General features: G+C 62.8%; 16 protein-coding genes and 1 tRNA gene. 5 read left to right on the forward strand and 12 right to left on the reverse strand.

The genetic code is table 11. The annotated features are described in order from the left end of the window. Positions 1 to 22: 22 nt before the first annotated feature. Together H4O10_RS10045 and H4O10_RS10050 are read right to left on the reverse strand one after the other, a co-directional pair. Positions 23 to 886 (reverse strand): hypothetical protein, encoded by an 864-nt coding sequence (locus tag H4O10_RS10045; protein WP_033833181.1) that lies wholly within the window; start codon positions 884 to 886, stop codon positions 23 to 25. 151 nt (positions 887 to 1,037) lie between these two features. Further along, complete coding sequence (locus H4O10_RS10050; RefSeq protein ID WP_005410145.1) at positions 1,038 to 1,385, reverse strand: helix-turn-helix domain-containing protein; 348 nt, start codon at positions 1,383 to 1,385, stop codon at positions 1,038 to 1,040. Positions 1,386 to 1,486: 101 nt separating this feature from the next. Here H4O10_RS10050 and H4O10_RS10055 point away from each other — a divergent pair, with 101 nt between their 5' ends. From H4O10_RS10055 to H4O10_RS10065, 3 genes are all read left to right on the forward strand, one after another. Next, on the forward strand, positions 1,487 to 2,476 hold the full coding sequence (locus tag H4O10_RS10055) for an MDR family oxidoreductase (RefSeq protein WP_049452193.1): 990 nt from the start codon (positions 1,487 to 1,489) through the stop codon (positions 2,474 to 2,476). Positions 2,477 to 2,622: 146 nt separating this feature from the next. Further along, positions 2,623 to 2,943: a hypothetical protein gene (locus H4O10_RS10060; RefSeq protein ID WP_033833183.1), complete on the forward strand. Its 321-nt coding sequence runs from the start codon at positions 2,623 to 2,625 to the stop codon at positions 2,941 to 2,943. 107 nt (positions 2,944 to 3,050) lie between these two features. Beyond that, positions 3,051 to 5,798, forward strand: a complete 2,748-nt coding sequence (locus H4O10_RS10065; protein WP_049452194.1) for a UvrD-helicase domain-containing protein — start codon at positions 3,051 to 3,053, stop codon at positions 5,796 to 5,798. 343 nt (positions 5,799 to 6,141) lie between these two features. Here the strand turns inward: H4O10_RS10065 and H4O10_RS10070 are convergent, their stop codons facing one another. Then, complete coding sequence (locus tag H4O10_RS10070) at positions 6,142 to 6,936, reverse strand: M15 family metallopeptidase (RefSeq protein ID WP_049463014.1); 795 nt, start codon at positions 6,934 to 6,936, stop codon at positions 6,142 to 6,144. Between the two features lie 255 nt (positions 6,937 to 7,191). Here H4O10_RS10070 and H4O10_RS10075 point away from each other — a divergent pair, with 255 nt between their 5' ends. Then, on the forward strand, positions 7,192 to 8,952 hold the full coding sequence (locus H4O10_RS10075) for an adhesin (protein WP_111118720.1): 1,761 nt from the start codon (positions 7,192 to 7,194) through the stop codon (positions 8,950 to 8,952). Positions 8,953 to 9,128: 176 nt separating this feature from the next. After that, entirely contained in the window at positions 9,129 to 9,584 is a 456-nt protein-coding gene (locus H4O10_RS10080) for a GIY-YIG nuclease family protein (RefSeq protein ID WP_104920688.1), read from the forward strand. On the opposite strand, the gene mobF is transcribed toward H4O10_RS10080, so the two are convergent. The 9 genes from mobF to H4O10_RS10125 all read right to left on the reverse strand — a co-directional run bounded on the left by mobF (position 9,574) and on the right by H4O10_RS10125 (position 20,901). After that, positions 9,574 to 12,408, reverse strand: a complete 2,835-nt coding sequence (gene mobF / locus H4O10_RS10085; RefSeq protein ID WP_164235911.1) for a MobF family relaxase — start codon at positions 12,406 to 12,408, stop codon at positions 9,574 to 9,576. The genes H4O10_RS10080 and mobF overlap by 11 nt on opposite strands. A 61-nt stretch (positions 12,409 to 12,469) precedes the next feature. Continuing rightward, the gene (locus tag H4O10_RS10090) at positions 12,470 to 14,341 is read right to left on the reverse strand and encodes a helicase HerA-like domain-containing protein (RefSeq protein ID WP_049430671.1); all 1,872 of its coding nucleotides are present in this window, start codon (positions 14,339 to 14,341) and stop codon (positions 12,470 to 12,472) included. After that, positions 14,319 to 15,140 (reverse strand): ankyrin repeat domain-containing protein, encoded by an 822-nt coding sequence (locus H4O10_RS10095; RefSeq protein WP_239501101.1) that lies wholly within the window; start codon positions 15,138 to 15,140, stop codon positions 14,319 to 14,321. Before H4O10_RS10095 ends, H4O10_RS10090 begins: the two co-directional genes overlap by 23 nt. A 50-nt stretch (positions 15,141 to 15,190) precedes the next feature. After that, positions 15,191 to 15,277: transfer RNA gene (locus tag H4O10_RS10100), tRNA-Tyr, on the reverse strand. Between the two features lie 151 nt (positions 15,278 to 15,428). After that, on the reverse strand, positions 15,429 to 15,632 hold the full coding sequence (locus H4O10_RS10105) for a hypothetical protein (protein ID WP_049430674.1): 204 nt from the start codon (positions 15,630 to 15,632) through the stop codon (positions 15,429 to 15,431). Positions 15,633 to 15,769: 137 nt separating this feature from the next. Then, on the reverse strand, positions 15,770 to 16,294 hold the full coding sequence (locus H4O10_RS10110; RefSeq protein WP_049430806.1) for a hypothetical protein: 525 nt from the start codon (positions 16,292 to 16,294) through the stop codon (positions 15,770 to 15,772). Between the two features lie 86 nt (positions 16,295 to 16,380). Continuing rightward, positions 16,381 to 19,425 (reverse strand): TraM recognition domain-containing protein, encoded by a 3,045-nt coding sequence (locus H4O10_RS10115; protein ID WP_111118722.1) that lies wholly within the window; start codon positions 19,423 to 19,425, stop codon positions 16,381 to 16,383. Positions 19,426 to 19,448: 23 nt separating this feature from the next. After that, the gene (locus H4O10_RS10120) at positions 19,449 to 19,781 is read right to left on the reverse strand and encodes a hypothetical protein (RefSeq protein ID WP_006375352.1); all 333 of its coding nucleotides are present in this window, start codon (positions 19,779 to 19,781) and stop codon (positions 19,449 to 19,451) included. 64 nt (positions 19,782 to 19,845) lie between these two features. Beyond that, positions 19,846 to 20,901, reverse strand: coding sequence for a hypothetical protein (locus H4O10_RS10125; protein ID WP_049430677.1), 1,056 nt, complete (start codon positions 20,899 to 20,901; stop codon positions 19,846 to 19,848). Positions 20,902 to 20,946 lie beyond the last annotated feature (45 nt).

Below are 20,946 nucleotides of genomic sequence, written 5' to 3' on the forward strand. Positions count from 1 at the left end.
AGCCTGCTCCTGAATGCAATCACTACCGGACGCGGGACCGCGCGAGAACATCCCGCACCGCATCTTCCATCCGCTTCCAGTCCGCCAGGAAGGCCCGCTTGTAGTTCAGCGAGATGGAAAGCTTGTTCTCCACATCCGAGAAATAGTGGAAGCACCCCGCGGCGGCTTGTCCTTGCTCACTGATGACCTGATCGCCTTGCAGGCGAACGCCATCCCCCCGGAACGCCGGGCTTTCGCATTTGATGAATGTGGTCAGGCCGCCGTTGGGAGCGCGCGCGATGTACCAGTCATCTTCAAAGGCAGGATTGCGCGTGGGCGGTTTTCCATAGCGTGCTTCGTATTCCTTCGAGAAAACCCCCATCCTCGTTTCATCGATGGCGTAAGGCGTCAGGCCCATGACGTCGGGCCGCGCAATACGCAGATCGAGCCGATCCCGAGGATCCCCTCGCTCCACCGATCCTTCCTCGGTGGATGCCTGGTTAGAGGACAATCGCTCCAATGATGTTTCGATTGGCGCGCGATCGATGTAATCGATCGCCACAGCAATCTCCTTCCGGAAATCATTCGTACGCGGATTCGCCCGCGCACCCGGCGCCGTCGGCTTCATGTCCGGCCACTCGATGACCAGCGTCACGCCCTCGCCCGGCCACGGTGCGATCTGGCTGTCCAGGTAGTTGGCCGGAATGCGGAAAGTGTTCGGCCCGAGCTTCACGTCGACGGGCGCATCGGTATAGGTGTGGCCGTTGATCGTGCGGCCGGTCTGGGTTGCGCCGGACATGGCGGGATTCCTTTCGTGTTCGTTGGACGGTGGCCGCGCACAGGCGCCGGCACTCACTGCAACGGCAAGTGCAAGCGTCAGACACCGGCTGGGGGACATCACGTGCATGGGCATTCCATTGCTGGGTTCCAGCGCCACTATAGGCAACCGGGCGTCCACGGAACAGGAACCGCATCGCAGCCCTTCATGAAACCAGGCTGCGCGCCACATGCGCTGCCTGCAGTACTGCGGATACTGCTTCGTCACTCCACTCCAGGTCTCAGCCGTTGCTGTCCGTGCCTTTATGGCCGCGATAGGTTTCACCCCACTCGCGCATGGCAAGCAGCACCGGCACCAGCGTGCGACCGAATTCGGAAAGCTCGTACTCCACCTTCGGCGGCACTTCCGGGTACACGTGGCGGATCACCACCCCGTCAGCCTCCAGTTCCCGCAGCTGGCTGGTCAGCATGGACTGGGTGGCGTTGGGCACACGCCGGGTCAGCTCCATGAAACGTCGCTTGCCTGTCATCAGGTGAAACAGAATGATCGGCTTCCACACGCCGCCCATCACCGACAGCGTGACTTCCACCGCGCAACCGCTCTTGCCATCCCAACGCCTGCTACGCATGCATACTCCAGAAAACCATAGTACCTACGGAAATTCATCGTTCTTGTTGCGATAACGGTGCGAGCCTAGCATGGCCCCATTCCTTGAATGTGAGGCCCAGCATGACGTTCAAAGCACTGCTCACCCGCAAGACGAACAACCAGGTTTCGACCGAGCTGGTCGATTTTGATGAAGCCGATCTGATGGACGGCGACGTTCTGGTGGACGTCGAGTACTCCACGCTGAACTACAAGGATGCGCTCGCCCTGACCGGCAAGAGTCCGGTCATCCGGACGTTCCCGCTCATTCCCGGCATCGATCTGGCAGGTGTGGTGCTGGAATCCAGCAGAGCCGACTTCCAGCCAGGCGACCGCGTTGTGCTCAATGGCTGGGACCTGAGCATGGGACATCACGGCGGGCTGGCCCAGCGCGCGCGCGTGCGGGGCGAATGGCTCAACCGGATTCCCGGCAAGTTCAGCACCCGCGACGCCATGGCCATCGGTACCGCAGGCTATACCGCCATGCTGTGCGTACTGGCCCTCGAACATGCGGGGCTGACGCCCGAAAAGGGCGATGTGCTGGTGACCGGCGCCAACGGTGGCGTCGGTTCGATCGCGGTGGCGATCCTCTCAAAGCTGGGCTATCGCGTGGTGGCCGCCACCGGGCGCCCGGAACACGCCGGGTATCTGCACAGCCTGGGCGCCGCCGAGATCATCGATCGCGCGCAGCTTTCAGAACCGCGCGAGCGGCCGGTGAGTGCCGAGCGCTGGGCCGGGGTGGTGGATGTGGCCGGTGGCCCTACCCTCGTCAACGCCATTGCCGAGACGAAATATCGAGGCGCCGTGACCGCCTGCGGGCTGGCGCAGAGTGATGAGCTGCATGGCTCGGTGCTGCCCTTCATTCTCCGCAACGTGACGCTTGCCGGCGTGGATTCGGTGAATGCGCCGCAGGAGGTTCGCCAGCGCGCCTGGGATCGGCTTGCCACCGACCTGGACCCGCAGAAGCTGGAAAGCACCGTGCAGCAGATCGGCCTCGCCGAGGTGCTGGATGTCTATGAGCAGATCATCCCGGGCAAGGTGCGTGGGCGGATTGTCGTGGATGTGAATGCGTGAGCAGGTCGTCTGGATCAACTGCATCTGATGCAGCTTCCATGCTGCGGCGAATGGTGAACATGCAGTGAAACGACGCGGGCGGTGGTGTCCCCAAGCCCCTGCCGCTCGCATACGCTCGGGTTCCCATCGCTGCCTGGACACCCGACATGCCAATGACTGCATTCGCGCTTGCCGCTGCGCTTTCGGGCCTGGCCGACATCACCTGGGAGCGCGAGCGCGCCGAGGATGCGCACCAGCTCATGCTGTGCCAGATCCATCGCGATGCGCTGAAGCAGAACGAGGGCAAGGACGATGCCTATCCGCGTGCCAAAGCGGTCTGCGACCTGCTGGCACGCGAGTACAAGGACAAGTGGGATTTCGATGCGCAGGATGCCCTGGCCGCTTCGGCGGTGGATCTGGATGAACTGATCCGACGCGGTGATGTGGTGGAAGTACCGCCGACGAAGCAGGATCGCGCCTACGAGTGATGCCTTGCCCGCGAGCGAGGACGCACGCATCTTCAAGGGCCCTTATCATGTGGGCCTGGGGGCGCTGTACGCCCCACTGAGGCTTGCGGGGCAGTATCTGGATGTCTATGGAATGGTGCCCTTCGGGCTGGGGCCGACGCTTGACCCGTTCGCCCCATTGGTCGCTGCGGCTTGATGGCGAGTACGTTGAACTCAGTGTCTCCGGCCAGCAGTACCGGCTGCGCGTGGATGATGATCAGCAGGTGCAGGTCCATCGAGGGGTCTTCTGGTCACGGGTCGAACTGCAGACCGGCGATGCTGCCGGGCTGTGCGTGGACGGGCTCCCCAACGGACCAGCGTCCCGGCTTGCGGGGGCCCTGCAGCACCTGCTCTTTGCGCGAACCACGCGTGGACGCAAGGCCCTCTTCGACAAGATTCTGGAGCAGATCCAGTCCTGGTTGGGCGACGCGGATGCCCTCATCGATCGTGGCAGTGCCGGCCGCCGCTGGATCACCCATGAGCAACAGCAGGCGCTGCTGGCGAAGCGCTCAGACCTGCCGCTGCAGCCGCCTGAGCTGGAGCAGCTGTTCCGCGATGAAGACGTGCATGAAGATCTGCATGCGGACAGCCATCACGCAGCGCTGGACGCCCTGCGCGACTGGAACCTGGATTGGCCCGCTGCCTGGGCCGAAGCCAATGAGGCCATGACCCTGCGCGAGCTGGTGTTGGCCAGGGACTTCCTGGGCCGGGTCGAGAGCAAGCCGCTGACAGAGGAACAGGCCCGCGCCGTCATCTGCTTCGACAATCGGGTGCAGGTCGTGGCCGCGGCCGGCTCCGGCAAGACCTCCACGATGGTCGCCAAGGCCGCTTATGCCATTGACCGCGGCTTTGTCGAGCCCGAACGCATCGTGATGCTCGCCTTCAACAAGGATGCTGCCAAGGAACTGGAGGAGCGCGCGCAGCGAACCTTCGATCGACTCGGCATGGGCAACACCGTGGTTGAGGCGCGGACCTTCCACGCCCTGGGCCTGGCCATCATCGCCAAGGTCACCGGCCGCAAGCCCGACATCCCCGAATGGACCATTGACGCCACGCTGGGCTTCAACAAGCTGGCCGAACTGGTGGACGACCTGAAGGATCGCTCGATCCACTTCCGCACCCAGTGGGACATGTTCCGCCTGGTGTTCGGGCGCGACCTGCCGGCATTCGGCGCGGAAATGGAGGCCGATGGCTACGAACGCGATGGCACGCCCTACATCCGCACCCTACAGGGTGAGCGGGTGAAGAGCCTGGAAGAATGCGTGATCGCCGACTGGCTGTTCTACAACGGCGTGACGTACGACTACGAGCGAGGCTACGAGTTCGATACTGCGACAGACACCCACTGCCAGTATCGCCCCAACTTCTATTACCCGCACGCCGGGCTGTATCACGAGCACTTCTCACTGGATGCGGATGGCCAGGCGCCAGAGCAGCTTCCCGACTACGCCGAAGGTATGCATTGGAAGCGTCAACAGCATGCGGCACGCGGCACCGCCCTTGTCGAAACCACTTCGTTTGGTCTGCGCAGTGGACATGCCCTGCAGGAACTTGCGGAGAGGCTTGGCGAGTCCGGTGTCGAACTCGACCCCAACCCCGACCGCGAGCTGCCCGAGCAGGGCGCAAAGCCCATGCCGGACGCGGATCTGATCGGGCTGATGCGCACCTTCATTGCCCATGCCAAGAGCAACTGCCTGACGCTGGACGATATGGCGGAGCGCCTGCGACAGATGCCCGAAGACCAGTTCAAGGAACGGCATCGGCGCTTCCTGGAAATCGCCAGCCCTGTTTTCCAGGCTTGGGACAACGCACTGGCTGACGAGCACGGCATCGATTTCGAAGACATGCTCAACATGGCGGCCGGATTGCTGGAACAGGGCCGCTATGAATCGCCCTACGAACTGGTGATGGCCGACGAATTCCAGGATGCCTCGCGCGCCCGCGCCCGGCTCTGCCGAGCCTTGGTCAGCCGCCCCGGCCGCTATCTGTTTGCGGTGGGCGATGACTGGCAATCGATCAATCGTTTCGCCGGTGCCGACGTTTCGGTGATGACCGGATTCCGTGAGTGGATGGGCCATGGCCAGGTGCTGAAACTGGAGCAGACATTCCGCTGCCCCCAGGCGCTCTGCGATGCTTCCAGCCGTTTCGTCAGCCGGAATCCAGCGCAGATTGCCAAGGCGGTTCGTTCTGCCGCACCGGCAATGGGGCCAGTGCTGCAAGCGCTCCAGATGAATCGACGCGAGGAGCTGCAGGATGGCGTTCGCCAGTACCTCGCCAAGCTGCATCACCAGTTGGTGTCCGGGGCGGTGCCGCAAGGGCGCAAGGGACGCGTGACGGTCTTCATCCTGGGCCGCTACCGCGCGGACCGCAGCGCGATGCCTTCGGATTGGAAGACAGTCTTCGGCAGCACGATGGACGTGGAGTTCCTCACGGTCCATCGGTCGAAGGGACGCGAGGCGGACTATGTGATCCTGCCAGGCATGGTCAACCGCAGCTTCCCGAGCCTGCGCTCGGATGACCCGGTGCTTTCCCTGGCAATGCCGGAGGGTGATACCTACCCGCTGAGCGAAGAGCGGCGGTTGTTCTATGTCGCGCTGACGCGTGCGCGACGCTCAGTGGCCATGTTCACCCTACAGGGGAAGCGTTCGCCGTTCCTGGACGAGCTGGTGAAGGACGGAGCAGTGGAAGTGACCGCGATTTCAGGCGCGGCCATCCACGAAGAGCGCTGCCCGGTGTGCAAGGTCGGCGTGTTCGTCGACCGGAATGGGCCGCATGGGGCCTTCCGGTCGTGCTCCAGTTACCCGTTGTGCCATAACAAGCCGAAGGGTGGGCGTTAGGAATGGGCCCGTGGAGTCTCTTGCAACCCGCTGTGCGGGCGTTCAAGTGGACCTTGTCCGAAATGCAAGACGCCCCTTCCGGAGCGTTCGCGTTATGGCGGAGAGAGTGGGACTTCCTTGAGAAGTGCCCTCACCCCTTGGGCGGCTTGGGTTTCACCAATCTGGGAGGTGCCCTGGAATGTGCCCGCGACGAGCATACCCCTTGCGGTGCAACGGATCCAGCCATTTTTGCCGCCCTTGGAAGCGCCATTCTCGATCCCCTCCAAACCGGCGCGATCAGGGCAGATGACCCGCTCGCCCTCACTCTCCGCCGAAAAGGGAAGCAATCCGGTGGACCGCTTTCTCATGTGCGTCTCAGGGCGATTGGGGTCATGGGACAGGACGCCGCAGCAAACGGTTTTGCCTGGAGCCCTTTCAGCGCCAACCTTGCGCCATAGCTCCATGGCCGGCTCACCGTCGCCCACGACACACTGCAAAGCACGGACTCGCACGTCCAGTCCGGCGCCAGCTCGGAATCGCCGCTCCAGGCCCACCGAGGTGCCTTCGGTGCGTCAGAGACCGACTCCGCCTTGGCAATCACTGTTTGCATTGATCGGCGGGGGGCAGATCCGCCACGAATGGCTGCCAGGCACTCGCTGCGCATCTCGACGTGGGGCATGTCCTTGAAGCTCTTCCAAGCCCCACCCCACCTCAATCCCGCCTGCTGGGCCAGCTCACCGAATCGTTGGTAGCCCTGCCGCACCTGCTCGTCCTTCAGGTCCCAAGAAGGGCGCCCGCGCTTGTAGATGACCATGTCTGCGGCCCAACCGTGGTTGTGGCAACTGCTGCCTGGCCCCACCTGGGTCACGCCCTTTTGGCTGGCGAGCAGCGCGGCCTGGCGCTGTTTAGACCGGTAGCCCTCCATCAGCCGCAGGTCGTAGCCCTCGCCCTTCATCTGCAAGGCGATCCGTTCCAGCGTTGAGCGAAGCTCGGGGTGGACACCGTCCCACTGCGGGGCGTCCTTGTGACGATGGAACAGGCGTTTGAAGAACCCTGGCTTCTTCCCGTGGACCTCAACGGAATCGGTGGCTGGCACGTGAGCGTGGACCAGGATGGGGGCGCTGGCCAATGCGAGCGCTAGCAACAAGCATTGAAACATGAGTAGGCCTCCTTACTCACATGAGCGATGCACCCATGCAAGCGGAGAATCGAAAACGCGCAAGGGGGGCTTGCGGAATCTTTTCCCTGACGTAGAAGAACAGGGGTGGGGAAAAGTCGGCCCCACCGCTTCCCGGCGCAACGGCTCCTCCTACCGTTGTGCCGGGAAGTTTCGTTGGGGGGCTTGCGCATTCCAGGATCTGATCTATTCGTGAGTGCACACGATCACTCATTTCATATCCCAGGAGGCCATCCCATGAAACGCTCCCTCATCCACTGCGCTTTGCTGGCGGGCCTCTTTGCAGGCACGGCGCAGGCCCAGGTTCAAATGGGCAACGGCGCCGTTGCCAACAAACCCGATACCACCGCAGTGGGCGACCGCGCTCAATCGTTGACCATAGGGGCCACGACCATCGGGGCAGACGCCCTCGCCGATGGCGGGATAATGGTGGATGAAAATGGCGTTCCGGGAGAGTGCGTGGGAGCCACCGCGTTGGGCAATCGCGCCACCGCACGCGGATGCCACACCACCGCTCTGGGTTTCTTGAGCGAAGCGCAGGGCTCAAATGCGCTCGCCATTGGCTCGCGCGCAAAGGCGTTCGCGGTTTACGCCGTCGCTGTCGGCCCCCAAGCGCAAGCCACCGGCGACTTTGCGGTGGCCATCGGCGGGCACAGCCTAGCCAGCGGAATCTCCAGTGTGGCCATCGGCTCTAATGCCCGTTCGCCTGGAGCTAGTGGGACCGCTGTAGGCCCAACCGCAAGAGCCGATGAAAACGGTGGAGCGGCTTTCGGCAGCGGGGCGACTGCGCAAGGCGTTAACAACCTGGCGCTGGGCGCCGCATCCCAGACCGAGGGCGAAGGCGCATCCGCCGTGGGGCCCGGTGCCAACGCGACCGCCGACTTCGCGGGCGCCTACGGTTACGGCGCTGGCGCTGCCGGCGAGGCCGGCACCGCCGTGGGCCCATGGGCGCAGGTGTTTGCGCCCTACTCTGCTGCCCTCGGCGCGTTGGCCACGGCCAACGCCACGGAAAGCGTGGCGTTGGGGCCACGGGCCGTGGCCAACGCAAGGGGATGCGTGGCCGTGGGCGCCAACACCGCGTGCGATGAAGAAGAGACCGCAGCGTTCGGCAACCGTCGTTTGACCCAGGTTGCCTTGGGCAAAGCGGACAACGACGCCGTGGCCGTCAGCCAACTGCGCACCGCCGTGGAAACCCTGGGCGCTGGCGCTACCGTGGTGAACGGTGTGATCGTGGCACCGAACTACCAGCTGAGCAGCGGGAACAACTACACCACTGTGGCCGGCGCCATCTACGATCTCGATGGGCGCGTTCACCAACTGGAGCAGAACCCTGGCAGCGGTGGTGGCGCCACCGGTCCACAGGGACCCGCCGGTCCGCAAGGCCCAGCAGGCCAGGACGGTAAGGACGGAGGAAGCAGCACCACGGTGGCCGGGGCAAACATCGAGGTCACGGACAACGGGGACGGCACCCAAACCGTTGCCTTGAAAGACACCATTGAGCTTTCCGAGCAGGGCTCGGTCCAAGTGGCCAAGGCCATCCACAACAGCGACGGCTTCACCGTCCAGGGCGGCCCATCGGTCACCCGATCCGGGATCAACGCCGGCAACCAGCGGGTAACCGGGGTGGCTGCAGGAGCGATCGCTCCAGGGTCCACGGACGCGATCAACGGTGGTCAGCTGTGGGACTACCAGCGGGAGCAAGACGACCGCTGGAACCTGACGGACCGCCGTTTCCGCCAGCTCGACAAGCGGGTGAGCGGTGTGTGCGCCATGGCCCAAGCCAACGCCCAGATGGCCACCTCGACGTCGGCTATCCACGGAGAGAACCGAAACCGCCTGGCCGTGGGCGTCGGTGGCTGCAGCGGCCAAGCCGCCATTTCCATTGGCTACACCCGTGACGTAACCACCCCACGCGGATCCCCATCGGCTTTCTCGATCGGGGTTTCCCGCAGCGGGCAGGACACGGCCATGGGCGCAGCTTGGGCCATCGGCTGGTAACGAATGTCAGCAGCGAAAAGGAGGTGATCGTGTCTCGGCAAGGGCCCTTCGGGGCCCTTGTTCGTTGCCAAGTGCTTACATGAATGCCTATAGGCGTCTCGAACCCTTCGCAGCAGGCTTGCCAACTCAAAATTCTGATCTATTCGTGAGTGGGTCGTTTTACTCACGGAGAGACCATGCCCCACCGCCACAACCTCGGACGCAGTGAGAAGTATCACGCACTGCCCCGCACCCTTTACGCCCTGTTGTTCGACGACGGGGGATGCTACGTTGGTCAAAGCTCGAACCCGCAACAGCGGGAGAAGCAGCACCGCTCCCCCAAAGGTGGCTGGCACCGACCCTTCCGGTTCCATGCGCTCGAAGTGGTGACCGCCACCAGGGCGGAAGCCGAAGCGTATGAGCAGGCGTGGCGGGTGAAGGCCTCCCGAGAGGGGTGGCGCATCTACGCCAAGCCACCGGGGATCGTGGTCAACCCGCACCGGCGGGCAACGCCGCACGTGCGATGGCTGGCCCACCAACGGCGGTGGCAGCTGGGAACACCGGTGAAAGCCCCCTCCGAACGCGTGGCGTGGTGGCCATGGGCAGTGGTGGTGATCAGCGTTTTAACACTGGCCCGATGCGTCACCGGGTAAGCCTCATCTCGCGCCGTTCCGCGTTTGTGGTTGGCACCTGGGTTTGCGGTTTCAATCCTGCCAACAGCTCTTCCACGTCCTGGACCAGGTTGCGCACCGGAGCAGCCTGGGTCTCGGACAAGCCGACGCTCAGCGCCATTTCCTTGTGCCGCTCGGTTCCCAGCCGTTCGGCCATGCGCTCCATCATCTCGTCGGTTGTAAACATGCGGTAGCTGCCCTTGGTGAGGCGGGTGAACGCTACCAAGGCCGACTGCTGGTCGAGCATGCCCATGTTCGTGGCCAAGTGATAAACCTCGGATTTCCCCTGCCCCTGCGCCTTGTGAACGGTCATGGCATACCGGTGGGCCAAGGCGTTGTGCTCGCTGGTGTTGAACTCCAAAATGCGCCCGTCCTCTTTCGGGTTCGAGGAGTCGATGCGCACCACCAGGTCGTAGCCACCGGACTTGTCCTTTCGAATGCTCTCCACCGTGCCCTCGGTGCCGTTGATGACACCCAAGTCGTTGTTGGTCGCGGTGAACATCACCCGGTCCCGGCGGGAGAGCGTCAGGTCCTCCCACTGCCCTTTCACGATCGAGCGGAAGGTGAATTCCTCCGTGTCCAGCACGCCTTGCTCCTGGAGCCCCTTTCGGATGCCCGTGGTAAGGGCTTTGACTTCAGAGCGCGTGTGGGCCAAGACCAGCTTCTCGTCCATGGGCGTCTTGTCTTTCAAGTAATCCTCCACCAACGCTTTGATGGCCTGGCTTTCCGTGCCGAAGTCGTCGATGCAGTTGCGTTGCTTGAGGTTGTTCAGGATATCTTCGCCCATATCGAATGTGCCTTTGCGGCTGCGGTGTCCGCGGCGGATGTCCTTGACCTCTCCCTCGTCATCCCGCTCGTAGAAGCTGTTGGCGGTGACCAGGTCATCAGCGTTCTTCTGCCGGCGGATTTCGGTCAGTTTCTTGTCCCCCAACGCCATCTTCGCCAGCTCAAAGCCGTTGCCCGCAGCGATGGGCTGAAGCTGGTCACTGTCTCCCTGCATGACAAGCTTGGCGCCCACCCCCTGGCAGTAGGTCATGAGCTTCAAGGTGTCATCGGTGGCCACCATGCCGGCTTCATCGAGCACCACCACAACGTTCTTCGTCAGAGCAACCTTGCCCTGCCGGAGCTGGGAAAAGAACTTTGCAACCGACATGCAGGGCATTCCGGACTCTTCTTCTAGCTTGGTCGCGGCTTTACCCGACACGGCCAAGCCCATCAACTGCTTTCCTTCGGCTTCGAAGCACTGTTTGTAGACCTCGGCCACGGTGGTCTTGCCGGTGCCGGCCAACCCCGACATGACCCCCACACCGGCCGTGCCGTAGGTGAGGTGACCGATGGCGGCTTTCTGCTCCTCTGTGAGGGTAAAGCCCTTGCGCTTCTCGTAAGCGGCGATCTCCCGATCCACGGTGGAGCGGAACAGCTTGAGGTCCGTCTCGTTCTCCCGCTCTTTCGAGCGGCGGATGATCTCGGTCTCCCATTCGACCATCCAGGTGGCGCAGAAGCGATCCTCCCGGTGCTTGCGCGCCAACCGAACGCCCCGGTCGTCTTCGTGGAGGTATTCGGCTTTCACGCGCACCAGATCGTCCTGCTCGGTGAACTCATTCACCATCCTGAGGATTTCTTCTGAATTTTTTTGTCCTGCGAACTCCATCCCCAACTCCCGGACCAGGTCATGCTCGCAGAACATCGCCTCGTTTTCGTGCATGCGCTGCAAAACCTCGTCAAACGTATGCGGATCCAGGTGCTGGCCTTCCGTCTGCTTGAGCGACTGGATGGTGGGAACCAGCTCCGGGTGCTCTTTAGCGATGTTGGCGAAGGTTTGCTGCCAGTCCTTGACCACCTGCTCGAAGGGCGGTTCTTCCTTTTTTTTGCGGGTGGCCTTGCAGGCCTCGTCGTGGCTGGCGTTGGGGTGTTCCTTGACGTAGTCCAGGATTTCTTGGCGGCGGGTCTTCGTCTGAAGCACCAGCTCCCGGTCGATGCCGGCAATCGTGGTGAGAGTCTGGCCCGTTTCGTGCCCCATCACGTCCACCTCGCGTTCCCGCTGAATCCCATAGCCCAGCGCTTTCATCGCGGCGTAGAGCTCGACTTTGTAAAGGTGATCCGCGGCGTGCCGGTGACGGTAGATTTCGATGGCGTCGAAGGTGCCCCACTGACCGTCCTCGCCCATCGAGATCCCGTAGACCAGGTGATGGGTGTGCAGGTCGGGTTCCACGTTCCGGTTGCTGACATGATCGGCGGCTGTCCATACCAATCCCGCCGTGCCTATAACGTCTACGCCTCCTTGTCCGCGCCGGGTCTCCACTTTGCTTTCGATGTAGCGCATGGCCACGGCGCAGGCCTGGCGGTGGGCCTCCAGGATGGCCAGCTTCTCGCGATCATCCGCCAGCGCAAACGCCACGCTCACGTCCCCCGGGGCGGAGATGGTCAGATCAAACCCGACCCGATGGCCGCCCTCCCACTTCTCCATTGGCTTGCCATCGTCGTCCAGTCGCACGTTGCCCATGCGATCCGTCTTGATGACCAATTGGGGCTCCTCTCCCGCGTTTTTGCACAACGGCCTTCCGGTGGGTGAAAAGCCCTTGCCCAGCAACTCCATCACCCTTCGGGTGACCGGTTGATCTTCCAAGTCGAGTTCGGCGGCGAGCTTGCCGCCCCAATTGAGCGTCTGCCGCGGATCGGGACCGCTGCCGGCGTAATAGGCCACGGCGCTGTCGATGGACAGGCGCTCGGTGGCCAGCATGTAGTCGAACATGTTGCCGTTGCGCTTGTTGTGGCCGCGGGCGTCGATTCGCGTGCAGTTGATCATGTGGCTCTCCGAAACGTTGACTGATCCAAGGTCCCAGAAAACGGAGAGTTGGCAAGGCCGATCACCGCTTGAAAAGCGCGTCGATTTCCTCGGGTGTCATGGTCAGCACACGCTGGACCGTGTCGATGCCTTCTGCGGTGGTTGGGAAGGCCAACGCGTCACCGGTCAAAGGGGGCAATTCAGCTTCTCCCACCACACCGGCCGGCTTGGTGGTCCACGCAGCGGCCACCTGCCCTTTGCGAACCATTGAATGGCTCTTCCCGGGCCATGTCAGCAACAGCACGTCCCCGCCCATCTGCACGATCGCCTCGATGCCCCACCTCTCGCGACCGTAGCGCTTGCCTTTGCGGAAACCCAGCCGGTCGGTGAGCTCACCGCTGGAAACCAACGCGCGGCTTTCTTCGTGGACCTGGGCTTTGTCCTCGTGCCCACGCCAGGCGATTTTTCGCTTGCCGAGCTGGCTGGCCAGCTTGTCCCGGGTCGCCCCCATCTGCACTTGGCACACCACGTGGGTTCCGACCAGCGATGAGAAGGCCTGGGCGGTCTTGTCCCCATAGACCAACTCAATCTGGGAGTGATCCTGGACCGCCATGATGGCCACCACTCCTTTGCTGCGTCCCAACGCCAGCAAGGGATCGATGTTCAAGCGCCCGGCGCTGGTCAGCTCATCGAACACGAAGTAGAGCCCGCGCCCACCCTCGTTGTCCGGCAAGCCTGGCCCAATGAGATCCGGCACGGCCACGTTGATCATGGCGGCGATGTAGGCCTTCGTCAGGGTCGGATCGGGTCCGGATTGAACGATGACCTGCTTGCGCCCGGTGTAGTCGTCCCGTATCCACTCGGTCATGGAGAAACGGCGCTTGCCAACCTTGGGCCATGCGGTGGCCAGATCGTCGATGAGGCGGGTGAAGCCCCCCAGGGAAGACAGCACGCTGGACGTGGTTTGGCTCTCCGGGTTACGCACCAGTGCGGCGCCGCGGGGGTAATGCGGGCGCATGCCTGCGGCCATCTCCGCGGCCGGGCGGCGCACCAAGGCCGCCAGATCGGGCCACCCCCACTGGCCAGGCCGGGTGTTTTGGAGCTCGCGCACGCACCCAATCAACAAGTCCTGGGCGGCCATGCTCCAGAACTTGGCGTTCCCGTCGCCCTCCGGGATGATCGAGGCAGCGAACGCCGCCGCTTGGGTGGGGGTCCGCACGTCGGCGGCAACGTCCCACACGTGGGAGCGCGCGTCGAAAGGAGACACGATGATGGGCCTTTTGAAGATCGACGTGAAATCACCCTTGATGTCGTAAAGGAACAACTTTGCGCCCTTCTTTCGCGTCAGTTGTTCCAGGATGTGTTTGAGGATGACGCTCTTGCCCGACCCCACCGAACCGGTGATCAGCACGTGGCGCGCCCAATGCTTCTTCGGCAACCGTAGATCGGGGTGGAGGGACAGGGCGAAAGGATCCGCCTCGGCTTCCTTGGGTGTCATCGAGCGGTGCTGGGCTTCGTCCACGGCCTCCTTTCCTTCCAGCAACCGCGGTCCGAACAGGTGCCAGGTGTTGCTCACCGGCTCAGCTGCCTTGAGGAACATGCGAAGACCAAGGCCCACCGCCAGCAGAAGCGACACCCCGATCCGGGACCACGTCGCCACTGGGTGGTGGTAGGACACCAGTTCGATGAACTCCCGTGCCGGAGCCCGAGCCGAGATGCCGACGGTCAGGAAGTGAAAAGCGGTCACCAGACCACCTTTCAAAGCATCGGCGAAGCGGATGAGCGAGCCATCGGGATTCGGGACGAGCCAGGCAACGCCCATGCTCCCCACGTAGGCCAAGCCAAAAACGAAGGCGCCTGCAAGAACGGCGCGGTGCCAGTATCGGACCGGCTGGGAAGGCGCAACGCTGCCGGGCACGTCACCCAGCGCGTCAAAGGGCTCGGGTTTGCTCATGTCGGTGCATGCGCGTTGGGGTCCGCCCTCGCCACCCTGGCTGCTCAGGATTGGCGCCGTGGGCCATCAGGTGGAGGCAGGCCCGGGCGTGCCTGTGAAGCGCGGCAAGGTGGAGCGGCGCCCACCCGTGGGTGTTGAGGGCCGCCACGTCGGCGCCGGCTTCGACCAGCGGCGTGACCAGTGAGGCGTGACCAAACCGGGCCGCATGATGCAGTGGCGTGTTGCCGCTGGCGTCGGGCAGCCGGGCGTCCGCGCCCATGCCGATGCAGGCCAGCAGTGCTGCTTCGTGGCCCGCTCGGGACGCCCCCACGAGCCAGGCTTGCCACGGTGCGTTCTCCCGCAACCGGTTTGCATCCGACCGCCGAGCCCGCGCTTCCTCCACCGCCATCGCCATGCCTTGGAAGAGCGAGGCGTGCTCTGCCATGGACAACCCAGCCACCCTCTCTGCCAGGGTGCTGTAAACCATCGGCTCGTCACGGTCTGCCAAGCGCCTCTCGTAAGCACGCACCAGGTCCCGTGTGGACGCCCGCGTGGGCGCGTCGAACCCCAGGCGATGCAAGCCCCAGCGCAGGTCCACTTGGGGCGCATCATCGTGCTTCCGCTGGCGGACCTGCCAGACCAGGTCGCCCAACCGACCCTCGACAGGGGCAACGCTCAGGGCGTGCGCACGCGCCAACACTTGCGAATCGTGAAGGCCTTTGGACGCATCGGCTTCGCGCGCGAGCGCGCCCGCCAAGGCCTCCGCTCGTTGGAGGCCCAGGGGACGCAAGAGGCGCAACAGGAATTCTTGGGTGTCCATCCCCATGGTTGTAGCGTTGAATCGCTGGCCGTCAAGCCAACACGTAGAAATGGTGGGTCAGGCTGGACTTGAACCTGCAGGGGAGTGAACCAGCAGTTTTACAGACTGCCCCGGCTTCGTTACCGGACTACTGACCCGAACGCTAAACCCTGTCGGGTGGCCCAAGGACGATCCAAACCAGCATGTAGAAAATCAGCGCGGGATAGAACCAGAAATCAAACCCCTCCCAGTCAAACCGGCGCCAACGCTTCCTGCACCTCGCGCGCAGCCTGAGCCAGCGCCGGCTGGTCACCGGAAGGAACTCTGGACGACCACCCCGATGGTCACAAAGCCCACCGCCGCCATGGCCACCACTTTGAGCAGAACCGGAACGGCCGGAGGATAGGCGAGGACGGCCGTTGCGAAGGCCGCGATCAGCAGGAACAAAGCGGTCAGCAGTGGGACCGCGTTTTCGAAAGCGAAGTCTTTGAGGGCATTGAACAACGTGGACATGGCAGCTCTCCTTTTGGTTTTTATGAGTAGGTCTACCTACTCTTGATAGAACCAGTAAAGCACCACAAAACTGGACGTCAAGACGCAAAAATGCCCGATTCTGCGAAGAACCGGGCAGATTTGAACATCGGTGAAAATCACTGTCGGAAGACGTTCGGCTGGGCCTGCTTCTGGTGCTTCTCCCAATCGAAATTGGCAGCGTAGTCCTTCATGAAAGCCGCCTCCTTCAGCGAACTGCGGGCGTAATCGGCGTATCCCAAGCGCCCGGGGCCGTTCTCCGCCCGCTGCTCACGGGTCAACATGGGAGGGCTCTCCTCCCGCTGGGCCCCGCGTTGCTGCCGCCACTGCGCAACGGTCGCATGAACCACCTGCTCGCGCTTGTCGTCCGGCTTTGCATCACGAACGGCTTTGTCGGCCTCCTGGATCTTTGCCTGGAGCGCGGCGATCTGATCGGGCGAGGCCTTCTCTGCCCAATCCAGAACGCGCTGTCGGCGTTGCTCGATGGCGTCTTGGTCTTGGGCCACGTTCTGCTCGAAGTCCGCCCGCGCCGCGCTGTCCTTCTTGGACGGTGGGCGATCGCCCAGAAGCCGCTCGTTGCGCTGCGCCTGGAGTGCTCGCAGCTCGGTCATTTCTTCGATGGGTTGGGAAAGGGTGTCGCTCATGTTTGTTTCCTCCGCTGGGGTGAATAGGTTCATCGTTGATCAATCCGCAGGTTTGGCAAGGGGGCGAACCCCCTCGCCTATCCGCATCAATCCGCGTCGGGCAGCAGCTCCGCCAGGTCGAATCGCTTGATGCCGGCACGGCTCAGTGCCACGATGGCGTGACCGCGGGGCTCAAGAAGAGCGGTGTATTCTTCTTGCAGGAAGAGCGGCTGCACCTCGCGCTTGCCCCCGGTGGGCATGTCGATGTCGCGCGCGATCTCGTCCTGGCCCAGCGTGTCCTCCGATCCAATCCGCCAGCGGCGGCCCGTCACGGCGTCGATGCGCGAGGCCGTCAACCGCCCCGCCCCTTCCATGCGCATCTTGTCGTAGGCAGACGCGTAGGCATGATCTGGGTCGTTGAGCACGGAGTGGCGCCAGTTGTTCATGCCCCCCTGGTAGTCGATGCCCCGGGTGCGCTGCTTGAACGTGGTCAACGTGGCCTGCCCGAAACGCCTTTCCAGGTATTCGTGGGTGTTGTGCGAGCACCTCAACGCAATCACCGACTGCATCGTGTTGGCCATCAGGTCCGCCTCGTTGACCGAACCAAAGGCGTTGACCAAGCTCTCAAAGCCTTGCGTTGCCAGCACGGGCATCAACCCCAGCGAGCGAGAGATCGAGAACAGGTTGATGTCATCGGCCGTCAGCAGCAGGTGGGCTTCGTCCATCATCAACATCACTTCAGTTTGCCCAGGCAACGCTTCGCGCCACTTGTTGTCACCGAATGCACCACGCGCTTTGATTCCGTTCATGACCCGCTGTTTGAGCAGACGCATCATCATTTCACCTGCCTCACCAAACTGCGTCGGCGGCAGGAAGAGGCCTACCATGGAACCGTAGAGCGCATCGGACACGTCCACCTCGCCCGTCTCAATCGAGTGCCAAGGCATGTCAGTCTTGCCGTCACGCAGCTTTTCGCCGCGCAAGAGCTTCTCCAGCAGCCCTCGCGAGTTGAGCGTGAACGATTGCCGCTGTTCCGGATGCATCGCGGGAATCTCCTGGAACGCCCATTCCAGCGAGCTCTGCAGCTGAGACATGGGACGGAAGAGGTCTGGATGGATGGTTTCGGGAGCGTTGTCCTGACGGTGCCGGTGCTGCTGCAGGTAAGCCGCATAGGCCAGCCGCCCCTCTTCGTCATGGCTCGTGTCCATCTCTTCCAGGCCCAGGTATTTCACCACCTCCATCAGTTTTGCATTGGCACGAGGCGCGGGGCTGGCGGGAATCACGCGCTCAACAATAGACAACAACTTGGTGTGGTGGAAAGGCGTGTATTGCCACTGCCTGTCGTCGCTCACCGGGATTCGATAGATGGCGATCTGCTCAGTGATCTGCTCGAGCAATGCCTCAGTCTCGGCCACGTCCTCGCCCAGCTTGCGCTGTTTGACCAGCTCAAGCTCCGCGTCCATCTGTGCACGCTCCAACCCTTCCAGCTTAGCTGAGCACCAGGATCTGTAAGCCAGCTCGTGATCCACGAGCGCACGAAGGATGATGCCGGTGTGGTAGAGAAACGCATCGCCACCATCCGTCCATAGCTTGGAACTCTCGTCCACTCGCCCACCGGATGCGCCGCGCAATGCCCGCACGATCTGATCCGGCGCCAACCCTTCGTATGGCGCCACCCGAAGCCCAGGTTTGACGACGATATCGAACAACCCTTCCAAGTCCGAGATGATCGCCCCGTCTTTGCCATCGGCGATGAGCGCGCCACCGCCTGCAAGCTTCTGCTGCTTCAAGCGCTCCCTTGCATCTGCGTGGCCTGGCGCCACACATGCCATTGCCAAGGCGGCTTTCCGGAACCGACGAGCGATGGGTCGCAGCGCGGCATAGGATTTGCCCGAACCGATGGCCCCGAACACGAGCAGGCCCGTCTTGCAATCGTGCCACGAGAGCCTCATCACGGTGCCCAAGTCAGGCGAGTAGCCATAACCTTTATCCGACAAGTGCCCCGTGGCGCGCCCGATGGTGATCAGCGGGGTTTTGTCCCGCAGGGCCGCCTCGGCTTGCTGTTCACGTGCCTTGACGTGTGAGTTGATCAACGCCCCCTGGGTGGCCAGGTTGTTGTCGTTGTTCTGTAGGTAGAGCCGGGCGGCGTTTTGGACAAAGTTGCCTTCGGCGTATTGCATCGCATACATGCAGGCCAACACGTAAGGTGCCGCCTCGCCCAAGCCAAACGGCAGGACCTTGGCGACAACCAAGGCGGCAAAGATGAGGCCCACCCACTTCATCGCTTGAATGAAGCGCGCGGCCGTCCCGCCAATGACGCCCCGGTGCGGGCGCGAGGCTGCCGCCGCAAAGCAAACAACAAACAGGATGCCGACCAAGCCAAAGGCCCACCACAGGTAGGTCTTGGCCATCTGGGCATACACAGCCATGCCGCCGGCTTGCATTGCCACCTCGGTGCCGCCCTTGCTGTCGCCGACCATGAACTGAAGCGCCATCGGAACCCACTGCAACAGCACCAATGCCTTCAGCGCCTCCTTCATGCCCTCGCCTTGCTTGAGGGCAATGAAATAAGGAATGGTCAGCATGAGAGCTATCACGCTTGCCCCACCAATCCGGACGAAGCTTTCCAGCGTCGAGGCGGCCTCTAGCTTGGTCCAACCCATAGATACGATCAGGCTCACCAGGAAGGTTGCCAGAACGCCGATCACGGGGAAGGCGAGATACATCAAGGGAGTGGCCAGGCTGTCGCCGCCCTGCCCCATGTCGTTGCCCTGCAAGAAGCCCTCGGCACGCCGCCCACGCTTCGTCGTGATGATCCGCGATTGGGTGTCGCGCAAATCCTCCGGAACCTTCGGCCACCACTCCTGGAACTCGTCCTCGCTGCGTCCTTCGGGCACTTTGAACACCTGGGCGTTGTCGTCCCAGACTGCGCCGCATTCCTTCGCGAAATCCCGATCAGCCTCCGGCACATCGAGCTCTCGGCTGCGAACGCGATCGGTCACGTCAAAGCGCCCCACGAGGTTTTCATACTCCTCGTTGGACTTGACGATGATTTCTTCCTTCACGCTCGAAGGCTCGCCGCTCTTCCGTCGGAACTTGCGGCCCAAGCCGCTCGTCCAGTCCAGCACGTTGAATAAACTGATTGCTGCCATCTCTGTTTCCCTCCCCTGTCAAATCAACGAAGCCAATGCGCCAAGACGGCAAGCACCAAGCAAAGCGGCGCGCACGCCAGGAAGCCCGCTTTGGCCACCCAGCGCTCTGCGACCTGCTCAACCTTGCTTGCGTAGAGCCGATCCTTGGTCCATGCCTCATACGCGGCGTCGTCTCTGACCGGAGGCCTGCGATCGGCGCGCAAGTAGTAGAAAGTGCGGCGGACGCCTTCGCTCAGGTGGCCCATGCCAAACGATTCAGGGCTGCCGAGGAACAAGCGCCCGTGCAGGTTCAGCCACTTTGAGCCGAAGTGAAGTTTTCCGGGTTCCCGGTATTGCGTGAACAGCCACTTGAACATGTCTCTCCTCTATTCGTGAGTAGGTCACTTCTTTCTAGATCGAATCCGCGGATGCGCAAGGGGATCAGTCGATCCCCGACTTCTTTGCCCAAGCGTCCAGGTCTGCGTTGGCTTTTTGCTGCCAGTCGTTCCGCGGTTCGGCGGCGGGTGCGGGGGCCTTCCTCGGCAACGGGGCAGTCGCACGTTTCGGCGAAGGCATTGGCTGGGGCGCAATTGGCGCTGTCGTCGTTACCGGGGGAGTGGCGACCGGCTCTGGCTTCTCGATCGCAGGCTCTGGCTCGGCCTGCTCTGGAAGCACTGCTGGAGCAGGCACAACCACGGGGGCTTCCACCACCTCGGGCAACCGCTCTGGAACAGCCGGAGTAGCAACCGGTGCCACGGGAGCCGGTGTGCTTGGAGGCACCTGGTTGTTCTTCCCAAGCAAGAAGTAGATCGCGCCCGCGACCAATGCCACCGCCACCACACCGGCCAAGACCCAAGGCAAACGAGAGCGGGGGCTGGGTTGGATTGGAGTTACTGGCTGCTCTGGTGACGCGGCCTCCGGGAGCCGGTTGGACCCTTCAGGCACCGCGGAAACGGACAGGACTTCCACTGCGTCCTGCTGAGACAGATTGACCAAGGCTGCCGTATCTTCATTGCTCAACGCCTTGGCGTCCACCGAAGGGCCACCCAATCCATCTGCAACCTGTGCGCCGGGCTCTCCAAATTCATCAACCAGCTCCCAAACGGTGCACATTCCCTTATCACCCGCTCCTACGAGAACCGGTGCAGCTGCATCGGACGTCAGTTGCCTGACCAACATTTCCTGCTCCACGGTGAGCGGAGCGTCTTGAGGCTTCTCTTCGACAACACGATGTTCCTGGGCTTCTCGGGTGCGCTTTGCGTCCAGTTGCGCCTTGGCTTGCTTCGCCTTCTCTGCAGCGGCAACAACGCCCTTCTGGGTCAACTCGGCAGTGCGCTTGCTGATCACCCCGGCCCAGTGACTGGCAGCTTTCAGGTTTTCTTTCACGCCATCGGAAACCAGCCGCTCTTCCTGCGTGGGCGAAGCGGTTGGGGTTGCGTTGGCACGCTTCAGCAATTCTTCGCGCTTGCGCTGCAGGATTCTTTCTTCTGGGGTCATGTGGGCTCCTGGGAATGGGGGAAGGAAGCCCGGGCATCGCAAGAC

This window comes from Stenotrophomonas sp. I18B00994 (assembly GCF_014145825.1).
In the GTDB taxonomy this organism is placed as follows: Bacteria; Pseudomonadota; Gammaproteobacteria; order Xanthomonadales; family Xanthomonadaceae; genus Stenotrophomonas; species Stenotrophomonas maltophilia.